This is a genomic window from Planococcus sp. TJ-307 (genome assembly GCF_058268435.1).
Window position 1 is genome coordinate 1,086,895 of the sequence record NZ_JBZDOJ010000001.1, and the last position, 17,413, is coordinate 1,104,307.

Consider the following 17,413-nt stretch of genomic DNA (forward strand, 5'->3'; position numbering starts at 1 on the left):
ATCTGCGTTTTTTGTTATTGATAAATTAAGTAATGACTTTTTCCATCGATTTGTGGGGAATGCCAGCATCCATAAATTCATCGGATGTGATGTCATAGCCCAATTTTTCATAGAAGGGGAGTGCATGGGTTTGGGCATTTAATTTGAGTCTGAAAAGGCCGTTTGTCCGTGCATACTCTTCCATCTCGTTCATCATCAGAACGCCTATATGCTGGCCGCGGTATTCGGAAAGTACGCACACGCGCTCAACTTTCCCCAGACCTGACTCCACTTCACGAATGCGTCCTGCCGCAATCGGCTGCTCCAGTTGATAGCCGATAAAATGAATCGCGGTATCATCGTACTCATCCATTTCAATATGAATGGGAACATGTTGTTCATCCACAAAAACTTTTCTGCGGATATCAAAAGCCTGTTCTTTTTCCATTTGGATTTCAGCAATTTTTACTTTTAGCACTTATTGATCATCTCCAGTTAATCTGAATGTCTCGTAAACTGTCCATGAACCATCTTCTAACTGATAAAGCAGGTGCATGCGATCGATCACTTCTTCGTGGTCAATACCAGCCATCTTCAGTTGTGCATAAACATCGGCGTGCTCGGTATCGGAAAACTTTTGCCCGATTGTGATATGCGGAACGAAAGAATGCTTGGGCATGCCTCCAAAAAAGTCGGAATGAAGATCTTCGTGCAACGCCGCAATTGCCGCATTTGGCTCCACTTTAAAATACAAGGTATTGGTAACCGGCGAAAATGTACTGACACGCGTAGCATGCAGTTTGAACGGCTTTTGCCGTTTGGCGATGTTCTGCATTTCTGCTGCAACGTCCTTAATGGTTGATGCATCGGCCTCAAACGGTTCTTTTAGCGTCATGTGAGGAGTAATTAATTCATAATGCGGATCATATCGTTTTCGGTACGAATTGGCAAGATCCTGCAATTTTTTTGAAGGAAAAGCTGCGACTCCATATTTCATCTTAATGACCTCCTTGTCTGTAATAACCATTCATACTGTTGCTTTGTCTTGGAGCGGCACTCAGCTACATGCCAAAGTTCTGAATAAGCGCACGCCTCAAATCAGGCTGCCAGTGCTTCCAAGTATGGTCTCCTTCAAATTCTTCATAAAAGATCGAAAACCCTTTATTTTTCATTAAATTATTTAATTGCCGATTTGGTTCGACAAAATCTTCGGTAGTGCCATTGCCAAGTTTGACGGCTGTTTCTTCTTTTCCAATCACATGGTAAACGGTAAAGGAATTAGCCGATTGGAAAGTTTCAACTGCTGTCATCATTTCTTTCCCAACCTTTGGCGATTGCAAAATAACGCGCCCGAATATGTTCGGATATTTTAATGCTGCCATGAGTGATACGGTCGCGGCCAGCGAATCGCCAATTAATGCACGTCCCATCCCAACTTGGTAGGTAGGATATTTTTCGTCAAGAAACGGTACCAGTTCATGTGCCAGAAAGCGCAGGTAAGCACCATGCTGTTCACCGGTAGGTTCGTATTTTTTGTTTCGGTCTGCGACGCTTTTATAAGGTACGCCGACCACGATAATGTTTTCAATTTCTTGACTTCCCAATAATTCATCCACAACACGGGGAATACGCCCCAATTGAAAATAGTCCTTGCCGTCAGAAGCAATGACCAGGGTGTATTTATAAAGAGGCGAGAAATTGGAAGGAAGATAGACGAGCAATTGCATGTCTTCTTGGAGTTCCTTGCTGTAGATGGATAAATCTTCTACCTTTCCAGTCGTCATTTAGAGTCCTCCTTTAAGGGTTTGTAAGAAAATTGTACCATACTGAATGTCCAAGGTATAATGGGAAAGAACACCAACTTATTAAGGCGAAAGGGGTTTTTTACATGGACGGTGCAAGATTTCGAGTTCATTCAGACGACGTGACAAAAGCAACGCATGAAGCATTAGAACGCAGAGGCGTTACCAATGAAGACATAGCCAAAATTGTTTTGGATATGCAGCTGCCATTTAATGAAGGCCTTAAAATTGAACATTGCATGGAATCAGTTGAAAGTGTTTTGCGTAAGCGCGAAATGCAGCACGCCTTGTTGGTCGGCATCGAATTGGATGAATTGGCGGAGCAAGGGAAACTGTCGCGTCCGCTGCAACAGATTGTCGGATCGGATGAAGGGTTGTTTGGCGTTGATGAAATGATCGGCTTGGGTGCAGTTTTAACTTACGGCAGCATCGCCGTTACAACATTCGGGCATTTGGATAAAAACAAAACCGGAATCATCCACAAGCTCGATACAAAATACGGCGGTCAGGTTCACACATTCCTGGATGATTTGGTGGCAAGTATCGCTGCATGTGCATCAGCGCGCATCGCCCATAGGACCCGTGATCTCGAAGAGCAGGGAAAAACATTCGAAGATTTGGCCCCAGAAGATACAGCACCTGAAACCCATGTAGAGGGTGCTGAAACGTAAAGAGTTTTCTAAATGTTCCCGCTGTAAGCGGTTGTATTTTTGAAAGTCGTTGAAACTAGTAAGAAAGACATGCTATTATTAAATTGGAACATAAAACACGATAGAAAAGGGAGGTCACCTTATGTTAAACAAGAAATTTGGTTTATTTGCTGCAGTAACTCTTGCAGGATCTGTATTTTTAGCAGGTTGCGGAGATGACGCAGCTACAGAACCGGAAGGCGAAGGCGGCGGGGCAGCGGATCCTGAATTCCTAAGCATCCTGACAGGCGGCACAACAGGAACTTACTATCCACTGGGCGGCGCAATGGCCACAATCGTTGAAAACGAAACCGGTTTGGATACGACGGCTGAAGTTTCACAGGCATCTGCTGCGAACATGACGGCACTTGCTGATGGAGCGGCACAAATTGCATTTGTCCAAACGGATACAGCATTTTACGCTGCTGAAGGAACGAACATGTTCGAAGGCGAAGTCATCGATACGGTTTCGGCCATTGGTGCACTTTACCCAGAAACGATCCAATTGGTTACCACTGCAAGTTCTGGAATTGCTTCATACGAAGATTTGGCAGGCAAAAGCATCTCTGTTGGTGCCCCTGGATCCGGAACTTATATTAATGCGGAACAATTATTGGAAATTCATGGCATGACGATGGACGACATTGATGCGCAAAACCTTGACTTTGGTGAGTCTCAGGAAAGCTTGCAGTCAGGTCAAATTGACGCGGCATTCATCACTGCAGGAACTCCAACAGGCGCAGTTGAAAGTCTTGGAGCAACTTCAGACGTTGTCATTGTACCTGTAGAACAGGACAAAGCTGACGAACTGATTGAAAAATATCCATACTATGCGCATGATACTGTACCATCGGGCATATACGGATTGACTGAAGAAGTTCCAACCGTTTCTGTTTTGGCGATGCTGGTAGTTCAGAATGACCTTTCAGAAGATCTTGTCTATGACATTACGAAAGCGATCTACGAAAACACAGATCAAATTCAACATGCAAAAGCTGAATTTATCCAGGCTGAAACGGCTCTTGACGGAATCGGAATCGATGTTCATCCAGGAGCGCAAGCATATTTTGACGAAGTAAATTAATTGAATGAGCGATTAACTGACGGTAAAGCGCAAGCTCTGCCGTCAGTTATTTGTTTTCAGATGGAGGAGAAACATATGCGGAGACTCCGGATACAGCTTGTTCTTCCACTATTGATTGCCCCTATCTTAATCGGCTCCTTAATCGCATTCTTCCCTCTCCATAAGTATTATGTGTTTATCGATAATAAGACTGAAAAGACAGCAGCTTATGTACCGGTAGAAAGCCCATTTTTCCAAATCCAGTATACACATTCGATTCATCTGTCAGAAGTTATTGAGAGCTATAAAGTAGTGGAAAATAATGTTTTGATGATGACAGAACTCGAATACGAAGATTTCAACATTGGCATGCCTTCAAATGCAGGAGAAGGCGAGACCTTTGTCGAAAAAGACGGGAAATACTTTATTAAAAATATGACCAGGGAAATTCCTGAGTTTCGTCTGTTTGTGGGAGATGTTGATGCAGGGTTGTCTTTCATTACAAAGGGACATGAGATGGATTTGAAAAAAACGCTTGAAAGAGGTAAGTCTTATACTTTTAGGGTAGAGCGCTTATCCTTGTTTCAACTAAGAGAAGGAGTGAGAATTGATGAGCGATAAGTTGCCGCCAGAAGAACGCAACCAGCACAAGTTGCCGCCGGAAGATGAATCTTACATCTCAGCGGAAAAGCAAAAGGAAGTTTTACAAAAGTATGACCCTGAATCCAATACGCGGGATTTAAGTGGAATGATTAAGCACGTTGTCTTTTTCGGTTTATTGGCATTTTCCTTATTTCAACTTTATACCGCTATTTTTGGTCAGTACACTGCCTATATTCAGCGGTCGATTCACTTAGGCTTTGCCCTATCTTTAATTTTCATATTATTCCCTGCCAGAAAGCGCAAAGGGATTCGCCATAAAGTGGCGTGGTACGACTATATTCTAGCTTTGCTGTCAGTTGGCGTAGCTGCCTATTGGCCAATCATGTACGATGATCTGGTATTCCGTCTCGGACGGGTTACCGAATTGGATTTGATTGTCGGAATTTTAGCGATCCTGCTAACGCTTGAAGCGACGCGTCGGGCAGTGGGCATGCCGATTACGGTTATTGCCAGTCTGTTTTTAGTATATGCCTTTTTCGGTCCTTATTTCCCAGGCTTTTTACGTCACAGAGGCCAGGATTTGGATTCGATTGTTCAACTGATGTTCTACACTACCGATGGGATACTGGGAACGCCAATTGGCGTATCCGCAACTTTCATTTTTACCTTCCTACTATTCGGATCCTTCCTGGTGAAAACAGGAGTCGGGCAGTATTTTAATGACTTGGCCGTCTCACTGGCCGGGAATTTGACAGGAGGACCAGCAAAAGTAGCGATTTTCTCAAGCGCCCTGCAAGGGACTATTTCGGGAAGTTCGGTTGCCAATGTTGTAACATCGGGTTCGTATACGATTCCGATGATGAAAAAGCTTGGATATAAGAAAGAGTTTGCCGGTGGGGTAGAAGCCGCAGCATCAACAGGCGGACAGTTAATGCCGCCGATTATGGGTGCCGCAGCTTTCCTGATGGTTGAGTTTATCGGGGGAGTCACTTATTGGGAAATTGCAAAAGCAGCTACAATACCAGCTCTTTTGTATTTCACAGGTGTTTGGATTATGACTCATTTCGAAGCAAAACGGATTGGGTTGAAAGGTCTTTCACCAGAGGAAATGCCAGATCGGAAGGAAGTTTTGAAAAAGATTTATCTTCTGTTGCCGATTGTGGCGATTATTGTCTTCCTTTTAATCGGCATTCCGACTATGCAGGCAGCACTTTACGGAATCCTGTTGACGATTTTCGTCAGTGCTTTCAATAAAGAAACGCGTTTGAATTTCAAAGATATCATTATGGCGCTTGTTGACGGTGCTCGCACGGCTTTAGCTGTCGCAGCTGCAACGGCAGCAGCGGGGATTATCGTTGGGGTAGTTGTAAAGACCGGACTCGGATTGAGTTTGGCAAACGGATTGGTTTCAGCTTCAGGAGGAAATATCCTGTTAACGTTATTCTTCACAATGCTTGCAGCAATTGTTTTAGGTATGGGATCGCCAACGACTGCCAACTATGTCATCACCTCTACGATAGCGGCGCCAGCCATTATCACGCTATTGATGCTGGATGAGCCGGTTGGAGCAGCCGTGCCGCTTGTGGTCGCTTTGTCTGCCCACCTATTTGTTTTCTACTTCGGGATTATCGCAGACATTACACCACCTGTTGCGCTTGCAGCATTTGCAGCATCAGGCATCTCAGGCGGAGAGCCGATACGGACTGGATTTACTGCAGCCAAATTAGCAGCCGCCGCGTTTATTATTCCTTATATGTTCGTATTGTCTCCATCGCTCCTAATGATCGATACTACTTGGCCTGAATTGATTTGGGTATTGATTACAGCTCTAACAGGAATGGTTGCAATTGGAGCAGGGCTGATCGGGTATTGGTACCGGAAGCTTAACTGGTTCGAACGCATTATTACCTTTGCAACTGGATTGGCGTTGATTTATCCAGAAGGATTGTCTGATACAATTGGTGCCATTTCATTTGTCATCTTATTCGGACTTCAATGGATAGCACGCGATAAAAAACCTGCGAAAACAGCAGAAGCTTAGTAAAACACAAAACCGGTCGGGGCGTATGCTCCGGCCGGTTTTATTGTTTCATTATCTTTACCAGGAACAACGAAAAAAGTCATCACCCGAAGGCGATGACTTTTTCAAAGCAAACTTTGTTCCTAAAGCTTGCAGTGGGTTTGGCACCCAATGGTTCCTATTGATTTCGACAATCTCCTAAGAACGATCGATGCCAAATCTTTTACTTGGCTAATCATATAATGCCTCGGGCCAAATGTAAAGTAGTTAGAAAATTTGACGAATCGGCTGTTGTGTCCGCTTAACAAAAAGAACGATTGTTGGAAAACCTTTCTATAGGAATTCGCACTTGCTATATACCAAATTTATATTTTCGTAAAAGGGATTGTCGTCGTGATATTCGTGGTATAGAATAAGAACAAACGTTCCCTTTCGAGAGGTGGTAATTGTAATGGCTTTTGAATTGCCAGAACGTTATATATTTTGTATTGATATGTGCGGCTTTTATGCCAGCGTTTCCGCCGTTGAGCTGGGTTTGGATCCGCTCGAAGTCTGCCTCGCGGTAGTTGGAAATCAGGAGCGGAAAGGGAGTGTTGTTTTAGCGGCATCGCCGATGATGAAGGAGCGGTTTGGTGTGAAAACCGGCACCCGGCTTTTTGAAATTCCGGATCATCCCGATATTTTGCTGATCGAGCCAAAAATGAAACTGTACTTGCAAAAGTCCATGGCCATCACCGAATTGTTGGGGACTTATGTGCCGAAAGAATCGATTCATATCTACAGTGTAGACGAGAGTTTTATCGAGTTGACCGGAACTGAAAAGCTATGGGGTCCGCCGACCTCCACCATGCACCGCATCCAGCAGGAAATTCTGGATGATTTCAAATTGCCTTCTGCAGTTGGGGGAGGGCCAAATATGCTGATGGCCAAATTGGCACTGGATTTGGAAGCGAAAGAAAAAGGTTTCGCCTATTGGACTCACACGGACATTGCCATGAAGTTGTGGCCAGTAAGACCGTTGAGTAAAATGTGGGGAATTGGGCACCGGACAGAAAAAACCTTGAACAGTATGGGCATCTATTCTGTTGGCGATTTGGCGTGCACAGACGTTGCCCTCCTGGAAGAACAGTTTGGCATTATGGGAAACCAGCTCCATCAGCATGCCAATGGCATCGATTTATCAGATATGGGATCGCCTTTAATCGAAGGCCAGATCAGTTACGGGAAAGGACAAATTTTGTATCGGGATTACATAGAAGAAAAAGACATCATGACGATTATCCTGGAAATGTGCGAAGATGTCGCTATGCGAACGCGGCAAGCCCGCCGTGCAGGGCGAACCATCCATTTGAGCATGGTTTACAGCAAGACCGCTTTTGGCGGAGGATTTTCACGCTCACGCTCTATTGACGAAGCAACAAACGACACTTTAAAGATGTACCAGGTTTGCTTGCAGATTTTCAGGGAGAATTTTCAGTACAAACCCATTCGGCAGATTTCACTGGCGATTAGCAACCTAGAAGAAGAATCAACAATGCAGCTAAGCCTTTTCGATGAGAAAAAATTTGAAAACAGAAGCCTTGGAGAAGCGATGGACAGGATCCGAAAACGATATGGCTACTCGGCGATTTACCGGGGAATCTCGGGTACTGCGGCAGGAACGGCCATTGCAAGAACAAAATTGATTGGCGGACATAATAAAGAATAAGGAGGTGGCCCAATGAAGCGCAATAAATACTTGAAAACAGTAGGAGACATCAAAGACCGTGGGCGCATTAAGTGGACAGCGTTAATGTTGCCAGAGCATGTTGAGTTGATCCGGGCATGGTATGAAAAAGACGAATGGGTGCCAAAACCCGATCTAAATGAATTCGATCTGGAGTTGATACAGGAAGAAATGGACATTGCACTCAAACGCCAATGCAACGTCATTATCCACAGCTGGAAGGCCGGGGTGATCTATACAAACAGAGGGGTGATTAAAGGAATCGATGCGACAAGCCGGATGCTGATTTATGGAGATCAATTGGCGAACCACAGGCTGCCGATGGATGAAGTCATTTCAATTGTGATTGTTGATTAGAAACTGCCAAGTCTATCGCAAAAGAAAAACCGCACAGCCCAAAGGCTACGCGGTTGCTTTTATATGATTCCTACTGGGCTCGAACCAGCGACCTCTACCCTGTCAAGGTAGCGCTCTCCCAGCTGAGCTAAGGAATCGTGGTAAACGTTTATGTAATGACGCTTACAGTACTTCGACATTATTTAGTATATACGTTTGAGACGAGCACTACAATAGCTTTTTGAAAAAAGTTGAAAAGTTTTTATGATTGTTGTTTCTGCCTTGTTTGTTGAGAATATGGTAGAAAGAGGATGGGATCTGCGATTCTTGACTAATAAAATGAGCCAACTTGAAATTTGAGTTGGTTCATTTTTGTTCTGATTTTTAGGTTATTTAGAATCCGTAACAAATACTAAGGAAAATATAGTACAATAACGGATAGAAGAATTTATAAATCTAAGCTGTTTCTCTGAGGAAGATAGTAAATAATCATAACAATTTTAAAAGTATGCTAACTGTTAAAAGTTAAATCAATAATAAAATGATAAAATCCCAACTTTCAACTAGAAGGATATGGAGATTTAATAAACGCAAGTTAACATTAAATCGAATGTTAACAGTAAGGAGTTGGGTTGCACTGAATCGTGAAATTAATTCTATATATTATATTCGTATTATGGCAATGGTGATGGTAGTTCTCGTACATACTACCGCTCAAATTTTTCACTTGTTTGAACCTTTCACATATCAACATCAATTTTATCACTTCATTAACCGAATAATCCGTGTGGAGTCGTCACTGTTTGTTATGTTGGTCGGCATTGTGTTTTTCTACAACTATCGGACACGTGTATTAACAAAAGATGTTTTTAAGTCCTATTTTAAAAAACGGGTAACGTATATTATTATTCCTTACATCATCTGGTCTATTTTTTATGAATTTTTCAATGTCCATCTAGGTGCCAGAACTTTTGTTCTTGAGGAAGCGTGGCATAGGCTGCTAAACGGTGAAAGTCATTATCAGCTTTGGTTCATCTATCTGATTGTGCAATTTTATCTTATATTTCCACTCATTCTAGTCATAGTGCGTTATTCGAAATTTCTGCGGAAATACTTGTGGCTCATTGGCTTTTTGATTGAATTTATCTTTTTCACATTAAATATGGAGTACCGCTTAACATCAACGCACTTTTTCTTGAACTATTTTGCGGCATTTTCATTAGGTGCATGGATTGGCCTTCACTATGAAACCGTATCCGCTAAAATAACCAATCGAAAAATTGCGCTGGCCGGTGCTGTCTCGCTTTTCTGTGGCATAATTTTTGTATCCATACATTACCGGAATTTGTTCGGTGAGCGGGTTGACATACCTATAGAATATTATCGCCTTATTGGGATTATCTATTTGACTGTAGGTGCACTTTTCTTCTTTTATATTTCCGAAAAATTTGCTGCGTTCTTTGGTGGGAAGACTACTGCCAAGCTTAAATATGTAGCTTCTTATTCGTTTGGTTATTATTTGGTGCATCCATTTATCCTGTATTACGTGATGTTATTCTTCCCAACAAAGGAAACAGGACTCTCCTGGCATATCATGATATGGCTTCAGTTTGGACTTGCAGTTGTATTCTGTTACTTTTTCATCTGGGCGTTCCATCGGTTTATACCTTTTGCGGGCTTTATTTTCGGAAAGTTACCGAAAGATGCTCCGCTTTTCTGGAAAGCAGGACCCAAAGAAAAAAACTGGGAGCAACGGAAACAGATTAAAAATCCTGATATTTGACTATGATTAAATAGAGCGGATTTATGAAGTAGCTTTGTGAATTGTTATTTTTAAAAATACTCATTCAGTTTTTCGTTTTTTGAAAGCTGCTTTAAATTTTTTATCCTCAAAATAAGTTAGAAATAAAAGAGCCTGGCTTTTCTACTTCATCGTAGAAAAGCTAGGCTCTTTACAGAGTAAAAACACTATATACCAGTCTTTATTGCCCAACGCCTCGAAATCCAGCATCTTGTGCGTCCTGCTCCGAACAAAACCATTCTTCGGGATTGGTCTGTTCATACGAAGAGTCGCTTGGCAGGTGGTAGATTTTGTTGCCGCTGCGGTTGATGTTGCCTTTGATATCGCAGTCGCCATTGGTCTGTTCTTCATTGAAAGTAGTGGTTTCTTCCTGTCCATAGGCATCCGCATTAAAGCCTCGGTCAGTTGAATAGTTTTCGTATTGCCACACGCCAGTTTCATCGTCTTTTGCGATTTGTTCCGCTTGCTCAAAGTCATCGAGGTAGCGGGTGTTTGGAGGGAATACGTAGGCGACTCTGGCCAGACCAGACTCGAGCAGCTGTTCTTGAACGCTTTCGCCATCAACGTAAATATAAGCCAGCAGCCGGTCATAATCATCAAAGCGGTCGCCAACGTCAAATTCAATTGATACGTCACCGGATTCGATCAGCCGTTTGTTGGCTTCGGTCGCTTCTTTGCCAAGAGGCTGCTCGCCAAGTCGCGGGTGATTGGTTTCCGGCGTATCCATCAGCAAGTACCGAACGGTCACTTCTTCGCCTTCGTAGATGATTTTAATGGTATCGCCGTCGATGACTTGTGTCACTTCCACACCAATGCGGTTGGTCGTACCGGACGTATCAGTCGATTCCAGCATGCTGCAGCCGGCCAGGAACAGTAAAGCCGCTAGCATTAGTTTTAATTTCATAAGGATCCCCGCTTTCATTTCTTCATCAGTATAGGAACAAATAGACTCTTTGGCAATCAGACCGCTGACTGCAAATTTTGAATCTCTCTGAAAATCTGCATAACAAAACGCCTTTTTCAATCGTAAAAGTTGAACAAGGCGTTTTTATGTACGTAAGCAAAGCCGATAGGCAAGTTTCAGCAATTAAAGGGCTGACTCTGTGGGTGCTGCTTCTTCGTAATATAAGAACGATTCTTCGGTCGTGCTTTCCAGCTTTTCTTTATTGACACCGATTTCCAGTTGGCCAGTAAAGATCGGTTCCCACCAATTTTTTTCTTCATTCATGTTATTTCCTCCTTAAGGGTGTAATGCTATTGTTTGACTATTCTATACCCTTACAGGTTACACTAATAAACAAATAGCAAAAAAAGCCGAAAGGCGTTTACAAGGGGAGATTTTATGATTTCAATTGGCATTATTGGAGCCGGCATTGTTGGAGAACGGATCATTAAACAAATTCAGCAGGAAAGCCATGTAGAAATAAAGATAGTCTACGACCAGCAAACAAAACGTCTTACAGAAATCAGCGAAGCGTATGGCCTCCCAATGGCTAAATCTGTAGAAGAAGTGCTGCATTCGGACATTAACTGGGTTTACATAGCAACGCCGCCTGCATTTCATGCCGAAATCGCAGAACTGGCGGCCAGTGCCGGAATCAACATCCTGTGTGAAAAGCCATTGGCACATAATGTCGAAGCCGGCGAACTGATGACAGCTTCGGTTCAAAACAACCGTGTCCGGACAGCTATGCACTTTCCGCTAATGTACAAGCCAGCAGTCCGCGAAATGGCCAAGCGCATCAAGGGCGGCGACATTGGAAAAGTAGTCCGGATTGAACTGCAAACCTTTTTCCCGGACTGGCCGAGATTGTGGCAGCAAAACCCATGGATCGGTTCTAAGAGTCAAGGCGGGTTTGTCCGGGAAGTGTTCCCCCATTATTTCCAGTTGATGAACCGGCTCTTCGGCGAACTGTCATTTACTTCCCATCACATTACGTATCCGGAACAAGCAGACAAATGCGAAACTGGTTTGATTGCCCACGGCTATACCGCTCAGCAAATTCCGTTCTTGCTGACTGGAATCAGTGGCATTGGCCAAAAAGAATTGCTGCAGTTTAAAGTTTACGGCGAAGAAGGCGTGTTGACGCTGGAAAACTGGTCCGATCTCTACGAATCAAGAAAAGGCGAAGACCGCCAATTGATCGCTGAATTTGAAGAGGTTCCTTCACTTTTTGAGGAGATGGAAAATCAATCAACTTTATTGGTCAATTTTGATGAAGGACTGGTCATTCAACGGTATATTGATCACTTGTTAGCTGAATAAGCATTCCTTTTTGAATTCCATGCGGTAGTTGGTATAATTTAGAAACTTGAAGGAGGTTGGACTGTGAATTTTACAGCATACGATGTAGAAAACATGATAGAAGAACAGCGAACTTATTTTTATACAGGTGATACGAAGCCCGCTGCTTTTCGGATTGAGCAATTGCTTCAATTAAAAAGTGTGATTCAATCCCACAAATCAGAAGTGATTGACGCTTTGAAGAAAGATCTAGGCAAAAGCGAGTTTGAAGCTTACGCCACAGAGGTTGGCTTTGTGCTCGACAGCATTGGCAACATGGCCAAAAATCTGGAAGAATGGATGAAGCCAGAGCAAGTAAAAACGCCGATCCACCTTCAGCCGTCTAAAAGCTTTATCCTCCGTGAACCGTATGGCTCTGTTCTGGTCATTGGCCCATTCAATTATCCATTCCAATTGGTGATGGAACCGTTGATTGGTGCAATTGTCGGTGGAAACTGTGCAGTAGTTAAGCCTTCTGAAGCGACGCCGAATGTGGCAAAAGCAATTCGGACAATCATCGAAGAAGCATTTCCTGCCTATTACATTCGTGTAGTAGAAGGCGAACGGGAAGAAGTCACAGCGTTGATTCATGCTTCGTTTGATTATATTTTCTTCACAGGCAGCGTCAATGTCGGAAAAGTCATCATGAAAGCAGCATCTGAACGATTGACGCCAATTACATTGGAACTTGGCGGAAAAAGCCCGGCAATTGTGGATCAAACAGCAAATCTGGATCTGGCAGCAAAACGCATTGCCTGGGGAAAGCTGGTCAACACCGGTCAAACGTGTGTAGCTCCTGATTATATTTGTGTGCATGAATCGGTCAAAGACGAATTCCTGAAAAAGCTGACGAAAACGATACAAGAGTTTTATGGCAAAGATGCACAAAAGAGTCCAGACTACGGACGTATCGTCAATCATCAGCATTTTGACCGCTTGGCAGAGATTGTACAGAAAGAATCCAGCCATATTATTTACGGCGGCAAAGTAGATCGCAATGACCGCTATATTGAACCTGTGATTTTGGATAACATCACTTGGGACAGCCCTTCAATGGAAGATGAAATTTTCGGTCCGATTTTGCCAATCATCAGCTATACAGATTTGCCGCTTTTGCTGCGCCAAATCCGCAAGTTGCCGAAACCGCTATCCGCTTATTTATTTTCGGAAAATGACCGTGCTGTCCGATTCTTCCTGGATCAATTGCCATTTGGCGGCGGATGCATCAACGATACGGTTTCCCACGTTGGCAGTTCTTACTTGCCGTTTGGCGGAGTCGGCACGTCAGGCATGAACTCTTATCACGGCAAAGCCAGCTTTGAAACGTTTACACACGCCAAATCGATTTTGAAGAAATCAACGAAGTTTTCAGTGAACATCGTGTTCCCGCCTTATAAAAACAGAGCAAAATGGATTAAAACGGTATTGAAATAAGCGGCCTGCGGGTCGCTTTTTTTATTTTACTCCTGCTATGATAAACAGAAGAGGTGATGGGGATGGCGGAACGCATTTTGATAGTGGAAGATGAAAAAAGCATTGCACGTGTATTGGAACTGGAATTGAAATTTGAAGGATATGAAATTGGCGTCGCCTACACGGGATCGGAAGGGTTGATTCAATTTCGCGAGCAGGACTGGGATTTGGTGCTGCTCGATTTGATGCTGCCGGAAATCCACGGCCTTGATGTATTAAAACGCATCCGTTCGGCAGATGCGGCGATTCCGGTTATTTTGCTGACGGCCAAAAACGATGTCAAAGACAAAGTGGCCGGTTTGGATTTGGGAGCCAATGACTACGTCACCAAACCGTTTGAAATTGAAGAACTGCTGGCGCGGATCCGTGCTTGCCTGCGCCTGTCGAATGGCAATGGAAATGCTGCTTTGCACCGTTTCCATGAGTTGGAGATGAACGAAAGCACGCGTGATGTGAAACGCAACGGGCGCATGATTGAACTGACACCGCGCGAGTTCGACCTGCTGCTTTACTTGATAAAAAATCCACAGCAGGTACTCAGCCGCGAGCAAGTGCTGAACGCTGTGTGGGGCTATGATTACTACGGAGATACCAATGTTATTGATGTCTATATCCGCTATTTGCGCAGGAAAGTGGATGCCGGTGAAAGTACAACTTACATCCAGACGGTGCGTGGCGTCGGCTATGTCATGAAGGAGCAAGGCGATGAAGCTAAAAAATAAAATTTACATTTCTTCCGCCTTGCTGATGCTGGTTATTTTGCTGATTCTGGCTTTTGTTATTTATTTTTCATTCAGCCAATTGACGTATTCAACAGAAGTGGAGCAGCTGCAGGCTGAAACAAATGCATTGGTGGCGGAACTCAACGATACTGAAGCGGCAGATCCAGGAATTTTGCTTCGCGCATACTTGCCGGTTAACGGGCTTGTGAAAGTGACTCTTCCGGAAGGTGAGCAGCCAGCGCCTATCCAATCTCCGTTGGTCACTGCGGCATTTCCTGCTGAACTTGATGGTCAGTCTGGAACGGTGGAAGTAGAAGGGGAACGCTTTGCCTATGCCAAAGCGCCGGTGATCTGGACAGACGGCCAAGTGGCAGAATTGACAGTTGCCCAGTCGCTGAGGGAAACAACCAATAATTTGAATACATTGCGTTTGGTTTTGATGATAGGCACTTTGTTGGCCATGATTCCTGTTATTATTTCCAGTATTGTGCTCGGGAAAATTGTGACCCTGCCAATTACAAATTTAACGAAGACGATGACGCGCATTCAGCGCAATGGCCAGTTTGAAAAGCTGCCAATTGAAGGGGAATCTCAAGACGAGCTAACGCAGATGGGCAATACATTCAATGAAATGATGGGCTTATTGGAAGAAAATTATTCCAAGCAAGAAGAGTTTGTTTCCAATGCATCCCATGAATTGAAGACGCCATTGACGGTCATTGGCAGCTATGCCAAACTCCTGCAGCGACAAGGCATGCAGGACGAAAAGATAGCAGAAGAAAGTGTGGCTGCGATCCGTACAGAAACGGATCGCATGAAAGCTTTGATTGAGCAATTGCTGCATATTGCCCGCCGCAGTGAATCCCGGGTGGAGTGGGCAAAAGTAGATGTACTCGAGCTATTGGAGCAAACTGTCACAGCGCTTAATACATCTTATGATCGTGAATTCAAGTTGATCACGACTGAAAAATCCTTGCCGGTTATTACCGATACTGCAAAGTTCAAACAATTGCTGTATATCCTATTGGATAATGCTCGGAAATACAGTTCGGACAAGATCGAAGTGGTGGCAAAAAAGAATGGGGACACCGTTATTCAAATCCGGGATACGGGAATTGGCATCCCGAAAGACGCTGTGCCTTTGGTTTTTGAACGTTTTTACCGTGTGGATAAAGCGCGGAGCCGCGAAACAGGCGGGTTTGGTCTTGGCCTGGCACTGGCAAAGCAATTGGCCGACTCGCTGAAAGTAGAAATTGAGCTAGAAAGCATTGAACAATTAGGAACTACGGTATCCATCATTTTCTCAGAGAATTTTAATGTTGAGGATGTACACTCAAATCAGGAGGGATTGTGATGCGAAAATGGATTTTAATGGCGTCAGCAACAGTCTTATTTGGTGTGGCAGTCTTCGCTTTTCTGCTATTTCCACGTGCTTCCCCGCAAGTGACCGAAGAACAAGCCAATGAAACGGTAGTTAACCTGTACGGGGGAGAAGTAGAACAAACTACAGAATCCGGAGATGATTACAGAGTCGAATTTAATCGGCCGGATGGGCGCTATTTGGCTCTTGTCAATCGCCAAAATGGACAAGTGGAGTCGATGGAGCTGATGGAAAAAACAGAAGCGGCTAAACAAGTTACTGAACAGCAGGCAGAGGAAATTGCATTGGAGCAAGCTGCAGGGACGATTGACGACGTTCTCTACAACGAAGAACGAAACGAATATGATGTCAAAGTAACAGGCGAAACACAACAATCAACGGTCATTCTATCTGCAGCCACTGGTGAGGTGCGGAGGATCAGCCAAGAGGCGGTCGAAGCTCCAGCCCCTGTTGAGGAGCCGGCACCTGAACCAGAGCCGGAACCTGATCGAGTCATTACGCGTGATGAAGCAATTGTGCTGGCAAAAAAAACACTCAATGGAGAAGCACAGGAAGCTGAGTTTGTGCAGACGGCAGATGGCGGCTACTATCTGGTGGAAATTGAAAACGACGAGACCGACCAAGAAGCGACCATTCAAATCCACGCAATCCGCGGCGATACCATGTCGGTGGAGTGGGACGAAGATGATTGACTCTGAGAACAGTTTCATGTATTTCTCATCAAATTCTCATAAAGCCTTAATCTTCTCCTCAGAACAGGAGGTTATTGTAAGAGTAACAACAAATGAGGAGGAGAAATTACATGAAAAAACTAATTTACATTCCGGTGGCAGCAGGGGTTTTAGCATTTGGAGGGATTGTCTTGGCAAACTCAGAATCACCCGCAGAAAATCCATCATCCACTTCAGGTACAGTAACGAACGAGGTCCAAAAGTCGTCAGCAACTGAAGAAATGCTCAGCTTTGAAGAAATTTCGGCAAAAGCATTAGAGTTGGCAAACGGCCGCATTACCGATATCGAGTTGGACAATGATGACAGAAGAGCTCATTACGAAGTCGATATCGATTTTGATGGGTATGAATATGATTTTGAGTTTGATGCTTACACTGGAGAAGTGCTGGAGCAAAAACGTGAGAAGGATAGAGATGATGATTCGTCACAATCGAAAGTTGCACCTAGCAGCGCACCATCTGCAGCCAACAATTCAAACAATGTAAAGTCTTCTCCAAGCGAGGGACTGATCGGCTCTGACAAAGCGATTGAAGCGGCATTAGCTGTAGTGAGTGGAACGGTTGAAAAATTCGAACTTGAAAATGACGATGGCATTGCTTATTACGAAATTGAAATTAGAGATGGCCGAACGGAGCATGATGTCGAAGTTCACGCAAAAGACGGATCTATCCTGAAAGTTGACTCAGATGACGATGATGACGACAACGACGATGATGATTGAAATTGAATGCAAAGAGAAAACTAGGCTATAAACAGATGGCGTAAAAAAGACTGAAGGAGAAAAATCCACTGATTTTTCTCC

18 protein-coding genes and 1 tRNA gene are annotated in these 17,413 nt (G+C 43.9%); 13 read left to right on the plus strand and 6 right to left on the minus strand.

Annotation, left to right across the window (positions count from 1 at the left end; all coding sequences use genetic code 11):
- Positions 1-25 precede the first annotated feature (25 nt).
- The 3 genes from AC4EHK_RS05230 to AC4EHK_RS05240 all read right to left on the minus strand — a co-directional run bounded on the left by AC4EHK_RS05230 (position 26) and on the right by AC4EHK_RS05240 (position 1,763).
- Positions 26-457, minus strand: coding sequence for a GNAT family N-acetyltransferase (locus tag AC4EHK_RS05230; protein ID WP_490977727.1), 432 nt, complete (start codon positions 455-457; stop codon positions 26-28).
- Positions 458-976 (minus strand): YjcG family protein, encoded by a 519-nt coding sequence (locus AC4EHK_RS05235; protein WP_490977728.1) that lies wholly within the window; start codon positions 974-976, stop codon positions 458-460. It abuts the gene before it with no gap.
- Positions 977-1,040: 64 nt separating this feature from the next.
- A complete protein-coding gene (locus AC4EHK_RS05240) occupies positions 1,041-1,763 on the minus strand; it encodes an alpha/beta hydrolase (RefSeq protein ID WP_490977729.1) in 723 nt (240 codons plus the stop codon).
- A gap of 104 nt (positions 1,764-1,867) precedes the next feature.
- On the opposite strand from AC4EHK_RS05240, the gene AC4EHK_RS05245 reads away from it, so the two are divergent.
- From AC4EHK_RS05245 to AC4EHK_RS05270, 6 genes are all read left to right on the plus strand, one after another.
- A complete protein-coding gene (locus tag AC4EHK_RS05245; RefSeq protein ID WP_490977730.1) occupies positions 1,868-2,452 on the plus strand; it encodes a phosphatidylglycerophosphatase A family protein in 585 nt (194 codons plus the stop codon).
- Between the two features lie 121 nt (positions 2,453-2,573).
- A complete protein-coding gene (locus AC4EHK_RS05250; protein ID WP_490977731.1) occupies positions 2,574-3,554 on the plus strand; it encodes a TAXI family TRAP transporter solute-binding subunit in 981 nt (326 codons plus the stop codon).
- Positions 3,555-4,154: a DUF1850 domain-containing protein gene (locus AC4EHK_RS05255; protein ID WP_490977732.1), complete on the plus strand. Its 600-nt coding sequence runs from the start codon at positions 3,555-3,557 to the stop codon at positions 4,152-4,154.
- Entirely contained in the window at positions 4,144-6,177 is a 2,034-nt protein-coding gene (locus AC4EHK_RS05260; RefSeq protein WP_490977733.1) for a TRAP transporter permease, read from the plus strand. Before AC4EHK_RS05255 ends, AC4EHK_RS05260 begins: the two co-directional genes overlap by 11 nt.
- Before the next feature lie 430 nt (positions 6,178-6,607).
- Positions 6,608-7,864, plus strand: a complete 1,257-nt coding sequence (locus AC4EHK_RS05265; protein ID WP_490977734.1) for a Y-family DNA polymerase — start codon at positions 6,608-6,610, stop codon at positions 7,862-7,864.
- A gap of 12 nt (positions 7,865-7,876) precedes the next feature.
- Entirely contained in the window at positions 7,877-8,239 is a 363-nt protein-coding gene (locus AC4EHK_RS05270) for a YolD-like family protein (RefSeq protein ID WP_490977735.1), read from the plus strand.
- Between the two features lie 64 nt (positions 8,240-8,303).
- On the opposite strand, the gene AC4EHK_RS05275 is transcribed toward AC4EHK_RS05270, so the two are convergent.
- A tRNA-Val gene (locus AC4EHK_RS05275) sits at positions 8,304-8,376 on the minus strand.
- A gap of 452 nt (positions 8,377-8,828) precedes the next feature.
- On the opposite strand from AC4EHK_RS05275, the gene AC4EHK_RS05280 reads away from it, so the two are divergent.
- The gene (locus tag AC4EHK_RS05280) at positions 8,829-10,001 is read left to right on the plus strand and encodes an acyltransferase (protein ID WP_490977736.1); all 1,173 of its coding nucleotides are present in this window, start codon (positions 8,829-8,831) and stop codon (positions 9,999-10,001) included.
- Between the two features lie 199 nt (positions 10,002-10,200).
- On the opposite strand, the gene AC4EHK_RS05285 is transcribed toward AC4EHK_RS05280, so the two are convergent.
- Together AC4EHK_RS05285 and AC4EHK_RS05290 are read right to left on the minus strand one after the other, a co-directional pair.
- On the minus strand, positions 10,201-10,923 hold the full coding sequence (locus tag AC4EHK_RS05285; protein ID WP_490977737.1) for a thermonuclease family protein: 723 nt from the start codon (positions 10,921-10,923) through the stop codon (positions 10,201-10,203).
- 183 nt (positions 10,924-11,106) lie between these two features.
- Positions 11,107-11,247, minus strand: coding sequence for a hypothetical protein (locus AC4EHK_RS05290; RefSeq protein WP_490977738.1), 141 nt, complete (start codon positions 11,245-11,247; stop codon positions 11,107-11,109).
- 114 nt (positions 11,248-11,361) lie between these two features.
- Here AC4EHK_RS05290 and AC4EHK_RS05295 point away from each other — a divergent pair, with 114 nt between their 5' ends.
- The 6 genes from AC4EHK_RS05295 (at position 11,362) to AC4EHK_RS05320 (ending at position 17,332) form a co-directional block, all read left to right on the plus strand.
- Entirely contained in the window at positions 11,362-12,285 is a 924-nt protein-coding gene (locus AC4EHK_RS05295; protein ID WP_490977739.1) for a Gfo/Idh/MocA family protein, read from the plus strand.
- 63 nt (positions 12,286-12,348) lie between these two features.
- The gene (locus AC4EHK_RS05300; RefSeq protein ID WP_490977740.1) at positions 12,349-13,737 is read left to right on the plus strand and encodes an aldehyde dehydrogenase; all 1,389 of its coding nucleotides are present in this window, start codon (positions 12,349-12,351) and stop codon (positions 13,735-13,737) included.
- A 62-nt stretch (positions 13,738-13,799) separates the two neighbouring features.
- Positions 13,800-14,498: a response regulator transcription factor gene (locus tag AC4EHK_RS05305; protein ID WP_490977741.1), complete on the plus strand. Its 699-nt coding sequence runs from the start codon at positions 13,800-13,802 to the stop codon at positions 14,496-14,498.
- Positions 14,482-15,852 (plus strand): HAMP domain-containing sensor histidine kinase, encoded by a 1,371-nt coding sequence (locus AC4EHK_RS05310; protein WP_490977742.1) that lies wholly within the window; start codon positions 14,482-14,484, stop codon positions 15,850-15,852. Before AC4EHK_RS05305 ends, AC4EHK_RS05310 begins: the two co-directional genes overlap by 17 nt.
- Entirely contained in the window at positions 15,852-16,571 is a 720-nt protein-coding gene (locus tag AC4EHK_RS05315; RefSeq protein ID WP_490977743.1) for a PepSY domain-containing protein, read from the plus strand. Before AC4EHK_RS05310 ends, AC4EHK_RS05315 begins: the two co-directional genes overlap by 1 nt.
- A 110-nt stretch (positions 16,572-16,681) precedes the next feature.
- Positions 16,682-17,332, plus strand: coding sequence for a PepSY domain-containing protein (locus AC4EHK_RS05320; RefSeq protein ID WP_490977744.1), 651 nt, complete (start codon positions 16,682-16,684; stop codon positions 17,330-17,332).
- Positions 17,333-17,413 lie beyond the last annotated feature (81 nt).